Raw genomic sequence first — 18,470 nt, 5'->3', positions numbered from 1 at the left:
GTAAATGAAATAATTTGCAAAACTAAATCTGAATGTATTTCAGCAATAAAACAACTTCAATTTCCGGTAGTAATGAAAATTGTTGGACCAATACATAAAAGTGATGTTGGTGGCATTATTTTAAATATTACTTCGGAAGAGGAATTAATAACATCATTTGATACTATCATAAAAATTGAAGGTGCAACTTCTGTTTTATTACAACCAATGAAAAAAGGCACTGAATTATTTATTGGCGCAAAAAAAGAAGGCGATTTTGGACATTTAGTTTTGTGCGGATTGGGTGGGATTTTTATTGAAGTTTTAAAAGATATTCAAACTTGTTTAGCTCCAGTTTCAAAAAGTGAAGCTATAGAAATGATTCAAAATTTAAAATCGTATAAAATTATTCAAGGAGTTAGAAATCAGGAAGGTATAAATAAAAATGAGTTTGCAGAAATAATTACAAAAGTTTCTAATTTAGTAACTATTGCTCCTGAAATTATGGAATTAGATTTAAATCCGCTGTTAGGAAATTCAAAAGAAATATTTGCTGTTGATGCTAGAATACGAATTGAAAAAAAGTGAAATTACCCAATAATTTCAACGCTACCTCTATAAACAGAACAGGTACTTCCAATTATAAAGTTAGTAGTTTTTGGGTGAATTTTATATAAAACATTTTCATCTTTTAACAACTCAAAATGTTCAATTATTTGTTTGTTTGTAAACAAAGAATTATCAAAAACAATGGTATCAATTTCATTGGTTTTAATAAGGTTTTTAATTGTTTTAATATCACCAATTAAATCTTCATTTAAAACCAAATATTTTTTGTTTAAATGTTTTATAATTAATTCGTTATCTCCAAAATACAACACATTTAAAATATCGTGTTTTTGTTCTTTTACATTCTTAAATTTAAAGTATTTTAATAAAAACCAAAACTCAATTCCAATACTCATTAAAAAATCGTAAATTTTATTTAATTTAAAATGTTTATTATAAAATATTTTCATTGCATTATGAAAATATTTTAAATAAATAATATCTTTTTTGGTTGATTCTCCTTTGTAATGAATCACTTTTGTAGCTGAAAAATAATAGTTTTGGTAGCCTTTATTTAAAATTTTATAACTTAAATCTATATCTTCTCCATACATAAAATAGTCTTCATCAAAACCATTTACTTCAGTATAAACTTCTTTTTTTAAAAACATAAATGCTCCAACCAACACATCTACTACTCCATTTTCATTTTCTTGTAAATGTGTAGCGTAATATTTACCCGTTTGAGTGGATGATATACCAAATAATTTATTGAACGAAACCATTGGAGTAGGAATTCCACGTTTACTTTCTGGTAAAAACTTACCAGAACCATCAATTAACTTTACACCTAAACTCCCTAAATTATGTTTCTTTTCGGCAAAAGAAAAAATTAAATCTAACGTATCCTCAGCAACAACTGTATCCGGATTTAAAATTAACACATATTTACCTTTGGAAATTGCAACACCTTGATTGTTTGCCTTAGAAAAACCAACATTTTCTCTATTAATTATAAGATGAACATTTGGATAATTTTCTTGTAGTATGGAGCAACTATCATCGGTAGAATTATTATCAACTACAATTATTTCTACGTTTAAATTTTTAGAAGCATCTAAAACGCTTAAAATGCATTGTTCTATAAAATAACGAACATTATAATTTACAATTACTACAGAAATATCCATAAATTAAAATGAGTTATCAAAAGGAATTCGGTTTAAAATACTTCTTCCTAACGTAATTTCATCTGCATATTGTAATTCATCTCCAACAGCAATTCCTCTGGCAATTGTAGATGTTTTAACATTTAATTTTTCTAATTGTTTAAAAATGTAAAAGTTAGTAGTATCACCTTCAATAGTGGAACTTAAAGCAAAAATTACCTCTTTTATAGTGCCTTGTTTTACTTTATCTATTAAACTTTCAATTTTTAAATTTTGCGGACCAATTCCTTCAATTGGAGAAATTTTACCACCTAATACGTGATATAATCCTTTAAATTGTGAGGTGTTTTCAATCGCCATCACATCTCTAACATCTTCAACAACACAAATTATTTCGGCATTTCTCGATGAGTTTGCGCAAATTTCGCAAATAGCTACATCAGAAATATTATGACATTTTTCACATAACTTAATGTTATCCACCAAATTACTTAAAGCATTTGCCAAATTATGTGTGTGCTCCTTAGGTTGTTTTAATAAATGCAAAACCAAACGAAGCGCCGTTCTTTTACCTATTCCAGGTAATTGCGCCACTTCATTTACTGCATTTTCCAAAAGTTTGGATGAAAAATTCATTTCGCAAATGTACAATTAGCAATCGATATTCTCAATAATTTTAGTTTCTTTGTTATTCAATATTTTAAATCAAATTAATGCAACCAATATATTTACTTTCGCTAATTGCAGTTTATTTTTGCATACTCTTATTAATTGCCTATTTCACAGGAAAAAACGACACAAATGATACTTTTTTTAGCGCCAACAAAAAATCGCCTTGGTATATTGTTGCTTTTGGTATGATTGGCGCATCATTATCTGGCGTTACATTTATTTCAGTTCCTGGTTGGGTACAAAGCTCACAATTTAGCTATATGCAAGTTGTTTTAGGTTATATGGTTGGTTACTTAGTAATTGCCTATGTTTTAATTCCTATTTATTACAATTTACAAGTTACATCTATTTATGAATATTTAAAACACCGTTTTGGACCAACATCTCACAAAACAGGGTTTGTTTTCTTCTTTATTTCTAGAGTTTTAGGTTCGGCATTTCGTTTATTTTTGGTTGCATCTGTAATGCAATATTTTATTTTTGATGCTTGGAATGTTCCGTTTGAAATTACCGTAATATTTTCAATTTTATTAATTTGGATTTACACTTTTAAAGGTGGAATTAAAACTATTGTTTGGACAGATACATTGCAAACAGCTTTTTTATTATTTGCCGTTTTTTCAACCATTTACATTATTTTAAACAGATTAGATTTATCTGTTGCTGATATTTTTACTGCTCCTGAATTTGACACTTACAATAAAATATTTTTTACAGATGATTTTAACGGTAAAAAACATTTCTTAAAATCATTTTTGGGAGGTATGTTTATTGCCATTGCCATGACAGGCTTAGACCAAGATATGATGCAAAAAAACCTAACTTGTAAAAACACCAAAGAAGCGCAGCTAAACGTAATTTCATTAGGCGCAATACTTATTGTAGTAAATTTTATATTTCTAACTTTGGGTGCGCTACTATTTATTTATGCCGAAAAATTTGGAATTCAAATACCAATGGTTGAAGGAAATCCTAAAACCGATTTACTTTTTCCTGAAATTGCATTAAAAGGTGAGTTAAGTTTCTCTATTGGAATTATTTTTATTTTAGGATTAATTGCTGCTGCATATTCTAGTGCAGATAGTGCTTTAACATCGCTAACAACATCTTATTGTATAGATTTTTTAGACATTAAAAAAAGAGAAGAATCCAAACAAAGAGCTATTAGAAAAAGAACTCATATTGCAATTTCAATATTACTAATTATAGTAATTATTATTTTTAAATACGTTTTAAAAGAAAATGTTATTAGCAGTTTATTACAAGTTGCATCGTACACTTACGGTCCATTATTGGGTCTATTTGCCTTTGGAATATTTACAAAACTAACTATTAAAGATAAATATGTATGGCTTATTGCAATTATTTCGGTGGCATTAAGCTATGTGCTAGACACAACCTCTGTTACATTATTAAACGGTTACCAATTTGGATATGAGCTTTTAATTGTAAACGGAATGATTACCTTTGCGGGGTTATATATTATTAAAGACAAATCAATCTCAAATTAGTTTTTTTTGAATGGAAAAAGATTTAAGCAATTATAGAAGAAATTACGTAAAAAAAGAACTTTCTATAAAAGAAGTCTCAGACAATCCAATGGAAATGTTTCAAAAATGGTTTTACGAAGTTGAAGAATTTGGTGGCGATGTAGAATCTAACGCTATGACAATTGCCACTATTGGAAAAGATGGATTTCCAAAAAGCAGAGCTGTTTTATTAAAAAAATATACTTGGGAAGGCTTTATTTTTTACACAAACTACAACAGCGAAAAAGGCAAAGCTATTGAAGAAAACCCAAATGTTTGCCTTTCTTTTTTATGGCACAATATTGAACGTCAAATAATTATAAAAGGAGTTGCTGAGAAAATTCCAGAAAACTTATCTGATGGTTACTTTGAATCTAGACCCGACGGAAGCAAATTAGGCGCTTGGGCATCTGACCAAAGTGAAGTTGTTCCTTCAAGAAAATATTTAGATGACCGTTTATCATCCTTTGAAAAACAATTTGAAAATAAAGAAATAACACGTCCAAATTATTGGGGCGGTTACATAGTTAAACCAATTAGTATAGAATTTTGGCAAGGACGTGCAAATAGAATGCACGATAGAATACGATATACATTACAAGAAAATTTTGATTGGAAAATTGAGCGTTTAGCTCCATAATTTTTATATTTGAACACTAACCAACATTAAATGAAAACACTTTACATTGTTAGGCACGCAAAATCTTCCTGGGAATACGAAGGAATTAAAGATATTGACAGACCATTAAACAAAAGAGGAATTAACAATGCATACTTAATTTCTAGCGTTTTAAACAAAAAAGTACCTTGCCCAGATGTATTTGTATCTAGCTGTGCAAATAGAGCTTTACATACAGCAATGATTTTTAGTTATACATTTAACTATCCGCTTACTAACTTAAAAATTAGTAAATCATTATATAGTTTTAGCGACGGCTATTTAATAAAAACGGTAAAAGCCTTAGACGATGGGTTTGATTCTGCAATAATTTTTAGCCACGATCACGGAATAAGTGATTTTGTAAATAAATTTGGTAGCGAACAATTAGATCACGTTCCAACTTGTGGTGTTGTAGGTATTAAATTTAACACAAACCATTGGAAAGATATTAAAGATGGAAACACTTTTATAACAGAATTTCCAAAACATTATAAATAAAAATAAAGCTTCTAGAAAAAAATAACAAATGAAAATAGAGAAACTTGCTGCTATTGATATAGGTTCCAACGCAATTAGGTTGTTAGTTGCCAACGTAATTACAGAAAGAGAAGGTAAAGAACCTAGTTTTACAAAATCGGCATTAGTAAGGGTTCCAATTCGTTTAGGCGCAGATACTTTTAATCAAAAAAATATTTCTGAAGAAAGTAAAAACAGAATGATAAAAGCAATGGAGGCTTTTAAACTGTTAATGGAAGTTCATGGTGTTCAAAAATATAAAGCCTGTGCAACTTCGGCAATGAGAGAAGCTAAAAATGGTATTGCAGTTACTGAAGAAATTTTTGAAAAAACAAACGTAAAAATAGATTTAATTGATGGTAAAAAAGAAGCTGCCATTATTTTTTCTACAGATTTATCAAAAATAATTAGAGTTGATAGAAGTTATATTTATGTTGATGTTGGTGGTGGTAGTACAGAAATTACTATTTTTTCGAAAGGAAAAATTGTGAATTCAAAATCTTTTAAAATAGGTACTGTACGTTTATTAAATAAAAAAACATCCTTTAAAAATGTTTGGGAAAATATAGAAATTTGGTTAAAAGAAAATACACAACATTTAAAAAGGCCAACCTTAATTGGTTCTGGAGGAAACATTAATAAAATATTTAAACTTTCTGGTAAAAAAGAAGGTGAACCACTTTCATTAATATATATTACAGCTCAATATCAATTTTTAAAATCTATGAGTTATGAAGATAGAATAACTGAATTAGGATTAAATCCAGATAGAGCCGATGTTATTATACCAGCAACAAAAATATATTTATCGGCAATGGAATGGAGTGGTGCAAAAAGTATTTACGTGCCTAAAATTGGTTTAGCTGATGGTATTGTAAAAAGTATGTATTACGGAAAAATTTAAATAAAAACACCCACTATTAGTGGGTGTTTTTACATTATAATAGTTTAATCTTAAACGGTTTTAATAAACTCTTCAACTAAGTTTCCTATGTTTTTTTCAGAACCTTTTGCAGCTTTTTGAACTTCTTCATGCGATACAGCTTCAACAATTCCTTCAACACCTAAATCGGTAATAACTGAAAGTCCAAAGCAAGTCATCCCCATATGTTTGGCAACAATAACTTCTGGCACTGTTGACATTCCAACAGCATCTGCTCCTAATATTTTTACCATTTTATATTCTGCTGGTGTTTCAAAAGTTGGTCCTTGCAAGGCTAAATAAATACCCTTTTGAACTGAAATATTTAATTTCTCGGCAATACCTTCCATTTTAGCAATCATTTTTTTGCTATAAGCTTCGTGCATATCTACAAAACGAGGTCCAAAACGCTCATCATTTTTACCACGTAACGGATGTTCTGGCATAAAGTTAATATGATCTGTAATTAACATTATATCACCAACTTTAAAAGCTGGATTAACACCTCCAGAAGCATTTGAAACAATTAAATTATCTACACCTAAAAATTTCATTACTCTCACTGGAAAAACTGTTTGCTCCATAGTCCATCCTTCATAAAAATGAAAACGACCTTTCATTGCTACCACTTTTTTGGTTCCAATTGTTCCAAAAATCAATTCACCTGAATGACCTTGTACTGTTGAAACTGGAAAATTTGGTATTTCTCCGTATGGTATTTTAATTTCAATGGTAATTTTATCTACTAAATTTCCTAATCCGGTACCTAAAATAATTCCGTAATCAGGTTTTGTAATTCCTTTATCTTTTAAGAATTTAACTGTTTCTTGAACTTTGTCCCACATATTTCTTTATAATAATATCAAAATCGTCCTTACGATTTATAAATTTGGTTTCTATTGGTAAATAATACAAATTCTCCAATTTATCAAAGATACGAACATAATCTTTCTCTGTTGTTAAAAGGATGGTATTATTTGTTTGTAATTTCTTTATTTCAGCAATATCTTTAGCGCTAAAATTATGATGATCTTTAAATTTTAAATGTTTAAATTTTAACCCATTATCACTCAAATAAGTGGTTAATGGTATTGGGTTTGCAATTCCAGTTATTAAAATTAGTTCTTTAGTTTTAATTTCATCCAAAGTAATGGAATTTGCTCCTTTCAATTCAAAACAATAATCAATAGTTGTAAAAAACACCTTTTGATAAATGGTTGGTCGCAACTTTTTAGTAATCCTACTCTGCTCCTTTTCAGTTAAATCAACAGGACATTTTGTTACAATAATTACTTGCGCTCTTTTTGCTCCTTTTTTACTTTCTCGTAAATTTCCGGTTGGCAACATAGTATCATTTACATATAAATTATTATATGATGTAAGTAAAATATTTAAACCTCCTTTTACTTTTCTGTGCTGAAAAGCATCATCTAATAAAATTACTTCTGGCGCTTTAGTTAAATGCTCTAATTCTTCAATTGCGTTGGTTCTATCGGCATCAACACATACAAGTATATTTTCAAATTTCTTGAAATATTGAAACGGCTCATCTCCAATAATTTCGGCGGTAGAAGTTTTATCTGCTAAAACAAAACCTTCACTTTTTCTTTTATAGCCTCTGCTTAAAACAGCTACTTTAAAATTATCTTTTAAAAGCCTAATTAAATACTCAATTTGCGGTGTTTTACCAGTACCTCCAACACTTAAATTACCCACAACAATGGTTGGCGTATCAAACCTATTTGTTTCTAAAACTCCATTTTCGTACAAATAATTACGTACACTCGTAATTAATCCGTACAATAATGAGAAGGGATATAAAAGGTTTCTTAAAAATTTCATCGAGGGCGAAATTACAAAACAATTTATAACTTTTACAAAATTATACTTTAACTTTATTCACTATAAATTATATTTGTATTTACCAACCAATTTTAACAATGAAAATAAGAGATATAACCAATTGTATTGAGGAAATTGCTCCCTTAAATTATGCCGAAGATTTTGATAATGTTGGCTTATTAATTGGTGATTACAATACAAATGTAACGGGCGTTTTAGCTACGTTAGATACTTTAGAAACTATTATTGATGAAGCCATTGAAAAAAAATGTAATTTAATAGTTAGTTTTCATCCAATTATTTTTAGCGGTTTAAAAAAAATTAATGGTAAAAATTATGTTGAAAAGGCAGTTTTAAAAGCTATAAAAAACGATATTGCCATTTATGCAATGCATACTGCTTTAGACAATTCTAACATTGGAGTAAACGCTAAAATTTGTGAAGTTTTAGGAATTAAAAATCCAAAAATATTAATTCCTCAAAAAAACACTATCAAAAAATTAACAACCTACGCACCTATTTCTAATGCAGATAAAGTTAGAAATGCATTATTTAATGCTGGTGCTGGAATGATTGGTAATTATGAAAATTGCAGCTTTAACACCAATGGCTTTGGAACTTATAAAGGGAATGAAAACTCAAACCCAGTAATTGGCGAAAAAGGAACACTTCATGCTGAAAATGAAACATTTATTAGTGTAATTTTTGAAAAACATAAAGAAAAAAGTATTTTAAAAGCGTTGTTTAATGCACATATGTATGAAGAAGTAGCGTATGATATTGTTTCTATTGAAAATACAAATCAAGAAATAGGACTTGGAATGGTTGGAGATTTAGAAACAGAAATGAACGCTATTGATTTTTTAAAATTCGTTCAAAAAACTATGAATTCTAACGGAATTAGGCATTCTAAACTATTAGAAAAACCTGTAAAAAAAGTAGCTGTATTAGGTGGTTCGGGTAGTTTTGCTATTGAAAATGCTAAAAATTCTGGTGCAGATATTTATATTACTTCTGATATTAAATATCATGAGTTTTACAAAGCAGAAGACACACTTATTATTGCAGATATTGGACATTATGAAAGTGAACAATTCACAAAAAACCTTTTAGTTGATATACTTACAAAAAAATTTCCTAATTTTGCAATCATTTTATCAGAAAAAAACACAAATCCAATTTATTACTTATAAACATGTCTAAAAAAGAAGTTACAGTTGAAGAAAAATTAAGAGCACTTTATGATTTACAATTAATCGATTCTAGAATTGATGAAATTAAAAGTGTAAGAGGCGAACTACCTTTAGAAATTGAAGATTTAGAAGACGAAATTGTTGGTTTAAATAAAAGGCTTGCTAATTTAGATGAAGGTGTAGTAAGTTTAAAAAATGACATTGCAGCAAAAAAAGTTGTAATTGAAGACGCGAAGGCTTTAGTTAAAAAATATTCAGAACAACAAAAGAATGTTAGAAATAACAGAGAATTTAACTCTTTAAGTAAAGAAACTGAATACCAAGAGCTTGAAATTGAATTAGCTGAAAAAAGAATTAAAGAGTTCAAAGTAAAAATTGAGCAAAAAAATGAATTAATTGCAGCTACAAAAGAAAACATTGCTAAACAAGAAGAATTATTGCAGCATAAAAAAGCCGAACTTAATGATATTATGGGCGATACTGCAAAAGAAGAAACTTTATTAGTTGAGAAATCTTTAGAATACAGTGAACTGATTGACGATCATTTATTAAATGCGTACAAAAGAATTAGAACTACTGTAAAAAATGGTTTAGCTGTTGTTTCAATTGAAAGAGGTGCTTCTGGAGGTTCATTTTTTACAATTCCACCACAAAGACAAGTTGAAATTGCTAGTCGTAAAAAAATTATTACAGATGAGCACAGTGGTAGAATTTTAGTTGATGGCGCTTTAGCTGAAGAAGAAAGAGAAAAAATTGAAAGATTATTAAGTTAATATAAAAAAGTAAAAGGCTTCCAAAAATTTGGAAGCCTTTTTTTTTATTTTTTAGTTGCCTTAATAGAATATAACAACGGAAATAGCCGTTGGTTTTCTTTTAAAACAAACATTCCATCTGCTGTTTTATCCATTTCTGGAAAACTATTGTATGGAGATTTCTCAAATTCATGTAAAAACTCAATATGCAATCCAGCATTTGAAAGTGCAGAAACAACTTCACCCAAACCATGATTCCAACCATATTCTTTACTTACAATATCAGCATCGTTATTTGTGTATGTTCCGTTATATTCTTCATAAATAACTTCACTTGATTTATATGGATATATCATTTTTGGAGGAGATTCTAAATAACTAAACATCCAGGCTATTGGGTGAAATTCAATTAAATAGAAAAACCCACCTTTTTTTAATTTACTTGCAATTATTTGTCCCCAAGTATTTAAATCGGGCAGCCAACCTACAACACCATATGATGCGAAAACAATATCAAATTTACCCTTCACATTTTTAGGAACATCGTATACATTACTTTCTATAAATGTTACATCTAACCCTAAATTAGCATTTAATTCTTTTGCTTTTTTAATTCCTTTGTTAGACAAGTCAATTCCTGTACAAGTTGCACCTAACCTAGCAAAACTAAGCGTATCCTGACCAAAATGACATTGTAAATGCAATAAAGATTTTCCTTTTACATCTCCAATTTCATTTAATTCATATGCATTTAAAGATGATTTTCCTTTTAAAAAAGCATCAACATTATAAAATTCTGAAGCTACATGAATACTCACTTTTTTGTTCCAAGTATCTTTATTTACATCAAAATATTTTTTAAAATCACTTTTCATAATTACTATTTCATTAAAAATTATCTAAAAAATAAACTACTAAAATTAACCAATAAACAGGTATAGATTCTACCCAAAAACTAGTATAATATCTCGATTTTTTTTCTGAAGAAAACCATAAAAAAAGCCCAATAATAAACGAAATAATAAGCAATTCTATTAAATTATTTTCCACAAAAACATTCTTTAAAAACTCCAAACCAACGGTAAAAACCAACAAAAATACACCTATAAATTTTGAAGCCTTAACTCCTAAAACCTGTGGTAACGTTTTTAAATTTTCAGGATCAGATTTTAAGTCTCTTATATCAAAAGGTAATGTAATTACAATTAGCAATGCAAACCGTTGAATAAAATCTAAAAAAACATCAAAAGAAAAATTTACATTAGCTTCATTTAGCGGAAAAAGAACCGTAATTCCTGCCCAAGCAAATGCAATACTAAATATTTTAACAGCCGGAAAATTTCTAAATGAAAATTCTAAGTTTTTAATTTTAAAAATAGGAATTACATAAAAAAAGGTCATTAATGCAAATGGAAACAAAGTTAAAAGCGAATTCCTATTAAATCCTGTAAAAAAAACTATAAATAAAAGTAATACGCCGCATGTTACACATAAAATTAAAATTGATTTTATGTTGTAATAAAACCAATCTTTCAACCAATTTAATTTGTTAGATTTCAGTTCAATAAATCGAATAAAACTATATGAAATTATTATAGATACCGCCACAAAAAAGGGCACATAGCTTTGTTGAATTCCATATTTTAACACTGTTATTTTTGTAATACAATAACCTGCTAAAGCAACATGAATATTGCTAAAAATATAAAAATTAACTATTTTTTTTAAAAATTGCACCTTCAAATGTATAATTTTGTTAATATACTCAATTTTTTGGTTAACAAAATATTATAAAATGTGTTTTTGATAACTATTTCATACTTTAAATTTAAGTATTTTTGTGTGCGTTAAATAACATACTCTAAATACAAAAAATGAAAACAGATTCATTCGTTTTAAGACACCTAGGTCCTCGTAAAAATGAAGTAAATGAAATGATTAAAACTATTGGAGTTTCTTCAATAGAGGAATTAATAGACAAAACAATTCCTTCAGATATCAGATTAAAAAACAATTTAAATTTACCAAAAGCAATGAGTGAGTATGAGTATATATATCATATTCAAGAACTTTCAAATAAAAATAAATTATTTAAAAATTATATTGGTTTAGGATATCATCCAACAATTGTACCTGGAGTAATTCAGCGTAATATTTTAGAAAATCCAGGATGGTACACTGCTTATACTCCTTATCAGGCGGAAATTGCTCAAGGACGTTTAGAGGCATTACTAAACTACCAAACAATGGTTTCTGAACTTACCGGAATGGAAATAGCAAATGCATCTTTATTAGATGAAGGAACCGCTGCGGCCGAAGCTATGATAATGTTATTTAACAACAGAACAAGAGAACAAAAAAAGATAAATGCTGTTCAGTTTTTTGTGTCTGATGAAGTATTACCCCAAACTATTGATGTTTTAAAAACAAGATCATTTCCTTTAGGTATTGAATTAATTTTTGGAAATCACGATACTTTTCAATTTACAGAAAATGTTTATGGTGCAATTCTACAATATCCTGCAAAAAACGGACAAGTTTTTGACTATACAAATTTTGTAGAAAAAGCAAAAAATGTTGAAGCTAAAATTGCAGTTGCTGCAGATTTACTAAGCTTAGCTATATTAACTCCTCCTGGAGAATGGGGTGCTGATGTTGTTGTTGGAACCACACAACGTTTTGGAATTCCAATGGGTTATGGCGGACCACATGCTGCGTATTTTGCTACAAAAGATGAATATAAAAGAACCATTCCTGGAAGAATAATTGGAGTTACTGTAGATAAAGATGGAAACCGTGCTCTGCGTATGGCTTTGCAAACACGTGAACAACATATTAAACGTGAAAAAGCAACTTCCAATATTTGTACTGCTCAAGTTTTATTGGCTGTTATGGCTGGTATGTACGGTGTTTTTCACGGACCAAAAGGACTGACTTTTATTGCAAATAAAATTCAAAATTTAACAGCAACATTAAACAGTGGATTACAACAATTAAATATAAAACAACTAAACTGTGTATATTTTGACACCTTAAGTATTGAAGTTTCTGATGCTAAAAAAGTAAAACAAATAGCAGAAAGCAAATGCGTTAATTTTTATTACCCATCAAATACTTTAGTTAATATATCAATAAATGAAACTAGTAGTTTAGACGATATAAATACAATTTTAGAAATTTTAGCAACAAGTGAAGGAAAAAAAACAGTTGTTTTTAATGAAATTATAGAAAATAACATTCCTACTAGTTCAAAAAGAACTACTAAATTTATGACCAATGAAGTTTTTGAAAATTACCATTCAGAAACTGAAATGATGCGTTATATTAAAAAATTAGAAAGAAAAGACTTATCATTAAATCATTCTATGATTTCATTAGGATCTTGTACAATGAAACTTAATGCAGCTACAGAAATGCTACCACTAAGTTGGCCAAATTGGGGAGTAATGCATCCTTTTGTTCCTATTGAACAAGCACAAGGTTATCATGAAGTTTTTAAAGGATTAGAAACAGCTTTAAATGAAATTACCGGATTTTATGCCACATCATTACAGCCAAATTCTGGAGCACAAGGTGAATATGCTGGATTAATGGTAATTAAAGCATATCATGATTCTCAAAATAATCACCACAGAAATATTTGTTTAATTCCTGCTTCTGCTCACGGAACAAATCCGGCATCTGCTGTTATGGCTGGTATGGAAGTTATTGTTACAAAATCTACAGCCGAAGGAAATATTGATGTTGAAGATTTACGTGAAAAAGCTGAATTACATAAAGACAATTTAGCCTGTTTAATGGTAACATATCCATCAACTCACGGAGTTTTTGAAAGCACAATTAAAGAAATTACCGAAATTATTCACCAACGTGGAGGTCAAGTTTATATGGATGGTGCAAATATGAATGCACAGGTTGGGCTTACAAACCCAGCTACCATTGGTGCAGATGTTTGCCATTTAAACTTACATAAAACTTTTGCAATTCCACATGGTGGTGGTGGCCCTGGTGTTGGTCCAATTTGTGTTGCAAAACATTTAGCTCCATTTTTACCGTCAAACCCTATTATTCCAACCGGAGGAGAAAGTCCAATTACAGCAGTTTCATCTGCTCCTTGGGGTTCTGCCTTAGTGCTACTTATTTCTTACAGTTATATTAAAATGCTTGGAACAAACGGATTAAAAGAAGCTACTATTTATGCTATTTTAAACGCTAATTATTTAAAGGCAAAACTAGAAAAACATTATAAAATTTTATATGCCGGAGAAAATGGTTTTGCTGCGCACGAAATGATTGTAGATTTTAGAGCATTTAAAGCAAAAGGAATTGAAGTTACAGATGTTGCTAAACGACTAATGGATTATGGCTACCATGCTCCAACAGTATCATTTCCAGTAGCTGGAACTTTAATGATTGAACCTACTGAAAGTGAAAACAAAATTGAATTAGATCGTTTTTGTGATGCTCTAATTAGTATTAAAAATGAAATTGATACTATGGAAGAAGGTGATACTAATTCTCCTTTAAAAAATGCACCACACACTCAAGAAATGTTAACGTCAGATACTTGGTTGTTCCCATATTCTAGAGAAAAAGCAGCTTTTCCTTTACCATATATTAAAGAAAATAAATTTTGGCCTTCAGTGAGAAGAGTTGATGATGCTTATGGTGACAGAAATTTAATTTGTTCTTGTAATCCTATTGAAGATTACATGTAATATTATATAAAATTAACCCAAATTAAAAAGCCTCGAGATATAATATCCCGAGGCTTTTCTTTTCTATATAATTTTCTGCAAAAGCAATAATATTTGTCGTCCCCACAACGTAGTATATTATTTTTAGCACTTTTACACAAGGTACTATACAGAAAACTAACAGTTAAAATAAATTAAAGAATTCGTCGTCCCCACAACTGTAGTATATACTTTAATTTTCCTATTTTAACTGTTAAATTTTACTCTTGTTTTTAGTGTTATTTTATTACTTCTGGGTTTACAATTACAAATTCTGTTCTTCTGTTTAATTGATGATCTTCTTCTGAACATCTAATTCCATTTGAACATTTATTTGTTAATTGAGTTTCTCCATAACCTTTCCCAGATATTCTTGAAGCATCTATTCCTTTTGATAAAATATAATTTACTGTAGATATAGCTCGTCTACTTGATAATTTTTCATTATAAGCATCTGGACCTCTTGAATCTGTATGCGATCCTGACTCTACAATTAATTCAGGATACTTTTTCATAATGTTAATCACTTTATCAAGCTCTAAAGCTGCATCTGGCCTAATATTAGATTTATCATAATCAAAATAAATAGTGTTTATATTAATCATAACTTTATCTCTCACCACTAAAAATTCATCTGGCGCTAATTCTATAACGACCTCGTTATCTAAATTATTGCTATTTGTGGTTTCAAAAACTTTTGAGCTAGACACAAAGAATCTGCTACTAGCCTCTATCTTATAACTAGTTAAGCATTCCGCTTTAAATTTATACTCTCCTTTTTCATTTGTTTCTTCACTGCTAACAACTACTTCTTTATTGCTGAAAATACTAATTTTAGAATTAGGTAATATTGCTCCAGTTTTTTTATTTTTTACAATTACATTAATGTTTTCATTACATTCTATAACCAACGGAATCTCTTCTTTAAAATAATAAATATCGTCATCTCCTTTTCCTTTGGCTCTATTAGATGAAAAATAACCTTCTCTTTTTTCTTTATTAATGATAAATGCAAAATCGTCTTTTTCACTATTTAAATTACCTCCTAAATGAATGGCTGGTAATGCTCCGTTTTCTACTAATTTACATACATAAATATCTAGCATTCCTAAACCTTCTCTTCCATCACTAGAAAAATACAATTCGTCATTTCCATCAATATAAGGGAACATTTCTCTTTCAATTGTATTTACATCAGGGCCTAAATTAATTGGCTCTCCATAAGATCCATCAGCATTTACAGCTACTTTAAATATATCTGTTTTTCCTAATGTGCCCGGCATATCCGACACAAAATACAGCGTTGTACCATCTTCGCTTAATGTTGGGTGACCTACTGAATAATTATCATCATTAAAAGGTAAGGATTCTATATTTGTCCACTCATCATTGGCTCCTACCTTGGCTTTAAACATTTTTAATCTGTTGATTCCTAAAGTGTCTTTTCCGTATTTCCCTTCAAAATAATTACTTCTGGTAAAGTAAACTGTTTTTTTATCTTTGGTAAAAGTAACGTCCGCTTCATGAAACCTGGTATTTACACTACTTGAAAACTTTTTAACTTTTGTTAATTCTCCTTTTTCTGTAATGGTTCCTTCATATAAATCTAAAAAAGGTTGATTATTTGTAGTCCACAAATTATTTATTATATAGCTTCGTTTTGTGGGTGCTGCAAAAATCAATTTATCTTCTCCATAAAAAGAAGTTCCAAAATTTGAGTACGAGTTGTTAATTGATAAATTTTTGATAAAATATCTTTCTTCCACATTTTGAGCTTTACTTTGCATAAAACTAACAAGGAACAATAGGACTATAAAAACTTTTTTCATCATTTTATTTTTTAGTATGTTAGTTTAAAAGAATCTAGGAGATAAACCTGCTCTTGAATTACTAATATTAAATAGTAAAAACACTTCATGTGATCCAGAATTAAAATCTCCCAAATTAGATAACGTGTAATCATAAGCATAACCAATTCTTGTATTTGGCGATACCAATACATTAAACATTGCACTAACGGAATCATCTAATCTCCAAGACAATCCAAATTCTAGTTTTTCATTTATTAAAGCATTTCCTGAAAAATCTAAAGATAAAGGCGCACCATTTACTGCTTTTGCCATTATAGATGGTTTTAACTTTAAGTTATTGGACACTTCAAAAATATAACCTGAAGTTATAAAATAGTGTAATTCCTCAATAGCTTTATAATCATAGATATAACCATTTTTCTTTTTAAATTGTAACGATTTTAACAAGTTAGGCACAGAAGCTCCTAAATAAAATTTATCGGAATAATAAAATAATCCTACACCTACATTCCCCATTGTTCTGTCTATATTTTCAAGAAACGCATCATCCGATACATTGTCTCCCAAATCTAAACCAACCAAATCTGCATTTAAAAAAGTAAATCCTCCTTTAATACCAAATGCCAAATTTGAATAATCTCCAACTTGTAAATTATAAGAAAAATCCGCATATACATTTTGTTCCTTTACAGGTCCAATTTTATCAGCAATTACCGAAAATCCTAAACCTACATTTCGCCCAACTGGTGCGTTAATAGATGCTGTTAAGGTTTTTGGAGCTCCATCAATACCAACCCACTGATTTCTACCTAGAACACTTATATTTAGTGTTCCTTCTGATCCTGCATACGCTGGATTCAAAATATGCATATTATACATATATTGAGTGTATTGTGCATCTTGCTGACTATGCATTGTTGTTATTGAAAACACAAAAACAAACAATTTTAAAAGAAATTTTACACTTTTCATAATTTCGTTTTTTAGTATTATGGAGAGGACTAGATTAGTCCCCTCCTAAATATATACATATTATTATCTGTTCAAATAAACGTATCCTGATCTTGGCTTAAAGTTATCCTTATTAAAATAAATGGTATAGAAATACGTACCTACTGGAACCTGATCATTACTATTCATTGTCATTCTTCCATTTGAATATCCATCCCACCATATTGGTTCAGTTAATGGATTTCCATTGTGTTTGTAATCATACACTTTATTTCCATATCTGTTATAGATTTGAAGTTGGAAATTTGGATATAAATTAACTAAATCTTTTATTACAAATAAATCATGAACACCATCTCCATTTGGTGAAAATCCTTGTGGAATTATTAATTCAGCTGATAAAACTCCAATTACTGCGATATCAACTATAGCTGTATCACATAAACCATCATTATCACATACTTGATACTCGAATTGGTCTTCGCCAATAAAATCAAAGTTTGGTGTATATGTTATTGTTCCATCACTATTTACAACTACCGTTCCATTTGTTGGAGTACTAACTATCTGAACTGAACTAACATCAAGAGTTCCATCATTATCATAATCATTCGCCAAAACATCAATTTCTACTGGAACATTTGCTCCTGTATCAACAATGTCATCAATTGCAAATGGTGTCAAGTAAACCGTTACTGTTACCGTTGCAGTTTCTGTAGTTGTAGTATTATCTGAATTTACAACCGTCACTGTATAATTAAATGTATCATCTCCAAAGAATCCTTCATTTGCTACATAAGTCACTGTTCCATCAGTATTTAGAACTACAGTACCATTTGCTGGATCTGTTACTCCTGAAACCGTTACATTGGTATTTGGTGCAAAGGTATCATTTGCTAACACTTCAATATCTACAGGCTCTTGGTTAATAGTTACAGCAGTATCAGCAACTACATCATCTACTGGTGTTACTGTAACAGTTACTGTAGCTGTTTCTGTAGTTCTACTTCCATCTGGATTGGTTACCGTTACTGTATACTCAAAGGCATCTGTTCCATTGAAATCTGGATCTGGTGTATACGTTACTGTTCCATCTGTATTTATAACTACAGTTCCATTTGCTGGATCTGTTACTCCTGTCACTTCAATATCCGATGCTGGATCAAATAAATCATTATCCAATACTGC

General features: G+C 29.4%; 17 protein-coding genes. 8 read left to right on the top strand and 9 right to left on the bottom strand.

Annotated features, from left to right (window positions below; all coding sequences use genetic code 11):
• The coding region (locus ABY298_RS08745) for an acetate--CoA ligase family protein (RefSeq protein WP_372745647.1) at positions 1–567 on the top strand (567 nt) is incomplete at its 5' end.
• 2 nt (positions 568–569) lie between these two features.
• Here the strand turns inward: ABY298_RS08745 and ABY298_RS08740 are convergent.
• Entirely contained in the window at positions 570–1,718 is a 1,149-nt protein-coding gene (locus ABY298_RS08740; RefSeq protein WP_372745646.1) for a glycosyltransferase family 2 protein, read from the bottom strand.
• 3 nt (positions 1,719–1,721) lie between these two features.
• A complete protein-coding gene (gene recR, locus ABY298_RS08735) occupies positions 1,722–2,333 on the bottom strand; it encodes a recombination mediator RecR (protein ID WP_372745645.1) in 612 nt (203 codons plus the stop codon).
• 77 nt (positions 2,334–2,410) lie between these two features.
• On the opposite strand from recR, the gene ABY298_RS08730 reads away from it, so the two are divergent.
• Genes ABY298_RS08730 through ABY298_RS08715 form a run of 4 tightly spaced genes read left to right on the top strand, consistent with a single transcriptional unit; the run spans position 2,411 to position 5,979 of the window.
• Positions 2,411–3,880 (top strand): sodium:solute symporter, encoded by a 1,470-nt coding sequence (locus ABY298_RS08730; protein WP_372745644.1) that lies wholly within the window; start codon positions 2,411–2,413, stop codon positions 3,878–3,880.
• A gap of 10 nt (positions 3,881–3,890) precedes the next feature.
• Positions 3,891–4,538, top strand: a complete 648-nt coding sequence (pdxH, locus tag ABY298_RS08725) for a pyridoxamine 5'-phosphate oxidase (protein ID WP_372745643.1) — start codon at positions 3,891–3,893, stop codon at positions 4,536–4,538.
• 30 nt (positions 4,539–4,568) lie between these two features.
• A complete protein-coding gene (locus ABY298_RS08720) occupies positions 4,569–5,057 on the top strand; it encodes a histidine phosphatase family protein (protein ID WP_372745642.1) in 489 nt (162 codons plus the stop codon).
• A 28-nt stretch (positions 5,058–5,085) separates the two neighbouring features.
• Positions 5,086–5,979 carry a Ppx/GppA phosphatase family protein gene (locus ABY298_RS08715; RefSeq protein ID WP_372745641.1) on the top strand — a complete coding sequence of 298 codons (894 nt, stop codon included), beginning with the start codon at positions 5,086–5,088 and terminating at the stop codon, positions 5,977–5,979.
• Positions 5,980–6,029: 50 nt separating this feature from the next.
• Here the strand turns inward: ABY298_RS08715 and ABY298_RS08710 are convergent, their stop codons facing one another.
• Positions 6,030–6,842: a purine-nucleoside phosphorylase gene (locus ABY298_RS08710; RefSeq protein WP_372745640.1), complete on the bottom strand. Its 813-nt coding sequence runs from the start codon at positions 6,840–6,842 to the stop codon at positions 6,030–6,032.
• Positions 6,814–7,839 carry a tetraacyldisaccharide 4'-kinase gene (lpxK, locus tag ABY298_RS08705; protein WP_372745638.1) on the bottom strand — a complete coding sequence of 342 codons (1,026 nt, stop codon included), beginning with the start codon at positions 7,837–7,839 and terminating at the stop codon, positions 6,814–6,816. The genes ABY298_RS08710 and lpxK overlap by 29 nt, the downstream gene beginning before the upstream one ends.
• Before the next feature lie 98 nt (positions 7,840–7,937).
• Between lpxK and ABY298_RS08700 the strand changes: the two genes are divergently transcribed.
• Positions 7,938–9,032, top strand: coding sequence for a Nif3-like dinuclear metal center hexameric protein (locus ABY298_RS08700; RefSeq protein WP_372745637.1), 1,095 nt, complete (start codon positions 7,938–7,940; stop codon positions 9,030–9,032).
• Between the two features lie 2 nt (positions 9,033–9,034).
• Positions 9,035–9,805, top strand: coding sequence for a zinc ribbon domain-containing protein (locus ABY298_RS08695; RefSeq protein ID WP_372745635.1), 771 nt, complete (start codon positions 9,035–9,037; stop codon positions 9,803–9,805).
• A 44-nt stretch (positions 9,806–9,849) separates the two neighbouring features.
• On the opposite strand, the gene ABY298_RS08690 is transcribed toward ABY298_RS08695, so the two are convergent.
• On the bottom strand, positions 9,850–10,659 hold the full coding sequence (locus tag ABY298_RS08690; RefSeq protein ID WP_372745634.1) for a class I SAM-dependent methyltransferase: 810 nt from the start codon (positions 10,657–10,659) through the stop codon (positions 9,850–9,852).
• 13 nt (positions 10,660–10,672) lie between these two features.
• Entirely contained in the window at positions 10,673–11,527 is an 855-nt protein-coding gene (locus ABY298_RS08685; RefSeq protein WP_372745633.1) for a hypothetical protein, read from the bottom strand.
• A gap of 131 nt (positions 11,528–11,658) precedes the next feature.
• Between ABY298_RS08685 and gcvP the strand changes: the two genes are divergently transcribed.
• Complete coding sequence (gene gcvP / locus ABY298_RS08680) at positions 11,659–14,502, top strand: aminomethyl-transferring glycine dehydrogenase (RefSeq protein ID WP_372745632.1); 2,844 nt, start codon at positions 11,659–11,661, stop codon at positions 14,500–14,502.
• A 257-nt stretch (positions 14,503–14,759) separates the two neighbouring features.
• Here gcvP and ABY298_RS08675 read toward each other — a convergent pair whose 3' ends face one another.
• The 3 genes from ABY298_RS08675 to ABY298_RS08665 form a co-directional block, all read right to left on the bottom strand.
• Complete coding sequence (locus ABY298_RS08675; RefSeq protein WP_372745631.1) at positions 14,760–16,349, bottom strand: OmpA family protein; 1,590 nt, start codon at positions 16,347–16,349, stop codon at positions 14,760–14,762.
• 24 nt (positions 16,350–16,373) lie between these two features.
• Positions 16,374–17,303, bottom strand: a complete 930-nt coding sequence (locus ABY298_RS08670; RefSeq protein ID WP_372745630.1) for a type IX secretion system membrane protein PorP/SprF — start codon at positions 17,301–17,303, stop codon at positions 16,374–16,376.
• Between the two features lie 63 nt (positions 17,304–17,366).
• The coding region (locus ABY298_RS08665) for an Ig-like domain-containing protein (RefSeq protein WP_372745629.1) at positions 17,367–18,470 on the bottom strand (1,104 nt) is incomplete at its 5' end.

Origin of the sequence: Lutibacter sp., from assembly GCF_041596795.1 — a bacterium.
Lineage (GTDB): Bacteria > Bacteroidota > Bacteroidia > Flavobacteriales > Flavobacteriaceae > Lutibacter.
This window is presented reverse-complemented; position numbering and strand designations above follow the sequence as displayed.

Bases quoted from the DNA above. Each gene is read 5' to 3' on its own strand.
- ABY298_RS08740 (WP_372745646.1), bottom strand. From the start codon at position 1,718: ATGGATATTTCTGTAGTAATTGTAAATTATAATGTTCGTTATTTTATA.
- recR (WP_372745645.1), bottom strand. From the start codon at position 2,333: ATGAATTTTTCATCCAAACTTTTGGAAAATGCAGTAAATGAAGTGGCG.
- ABY298_RS08730 (WP_372745644.1), top strand. From the start codon at position 2,411: ATGCAACCAATATATTTACTTTCGCTAATTGCAGTTTATTTTTGCATA.
- pdxH (WP_372745643.1), top strand. From the start codon at position 3,891: ATGGAAAAAGATTTAAGCAATTATAGAAGAAATTACGTAAAAAAAGAA.
- ABY298_RS08720 (WP_372745642.1), top strand. From the start codon at position 4,569: ATGAAAACACTTTACATTGTTAGGCACGCAAAATCTTCCTGGGAATAC.
- ABY298_RS08715 (WP_372745641.1), top strand. From the start codon at position 5,086: ATGAAAATAGAGAAACTTGCTGCTATTGATATAGGTTCCAACGCAATT.
- ABY298_RS08710 (WP_372745640.1), bottom strand. From the start codon at position 6,842: ATGTGGGACAAAGTTCAAGAAACAGTTAAATTCTTAAAAGATAAAGGA.
- lpxK (WP_372745638.1), bottom strand. From the start codon at position 7,839: ATGAAATTTTTAAGAAACCTTTTATATCCCTTCTCATTATTGTACGGA.
- ABY298_RS08700 (WP_372745637.1), top strand. From the start codon at position 7,938: ATGAAAATAAGAGATATAACCAATTGTATTGAGGAAATTGCTCCCTTA.
- ABY298_RS08695 (WP_372745635.1), top strand. From the start codon at position 9,035: ATGTCTAAAAAAGAAGTTACAGTTGAAGAAAAATTAAGAGCACTTTAT.
- ABY298_RS08690 (WP_372745634.1), bottom strand. From the start codon at position 10,659: ATGAAAAGTGATTTTAAAAAATATTTTGATGTAAATAAAGATACTTGG.
- gcvP (WP_372745632.1), top strand. From the start codon at position 11,659: ATGAAAACAGATTCATTCGTTTTAAGACACCTAGGTCCTCGTAAAAAT.
- ABY298_RS08675 (WP_372745631.1), bottom strand. From the start codon at position 16,349: ATGAAAAAAGTTTTTATAGTCCTATTGTTCCTTGTTAGTTTTATGCAA.
- ABY298_RS08670 (WP_372745630.1), bottom strand. From the start codon at position 17,303: ATGAAAAGTGTAAAATTTCTTTTAAAATTGTTTGTTTTTGTGTTTTCA.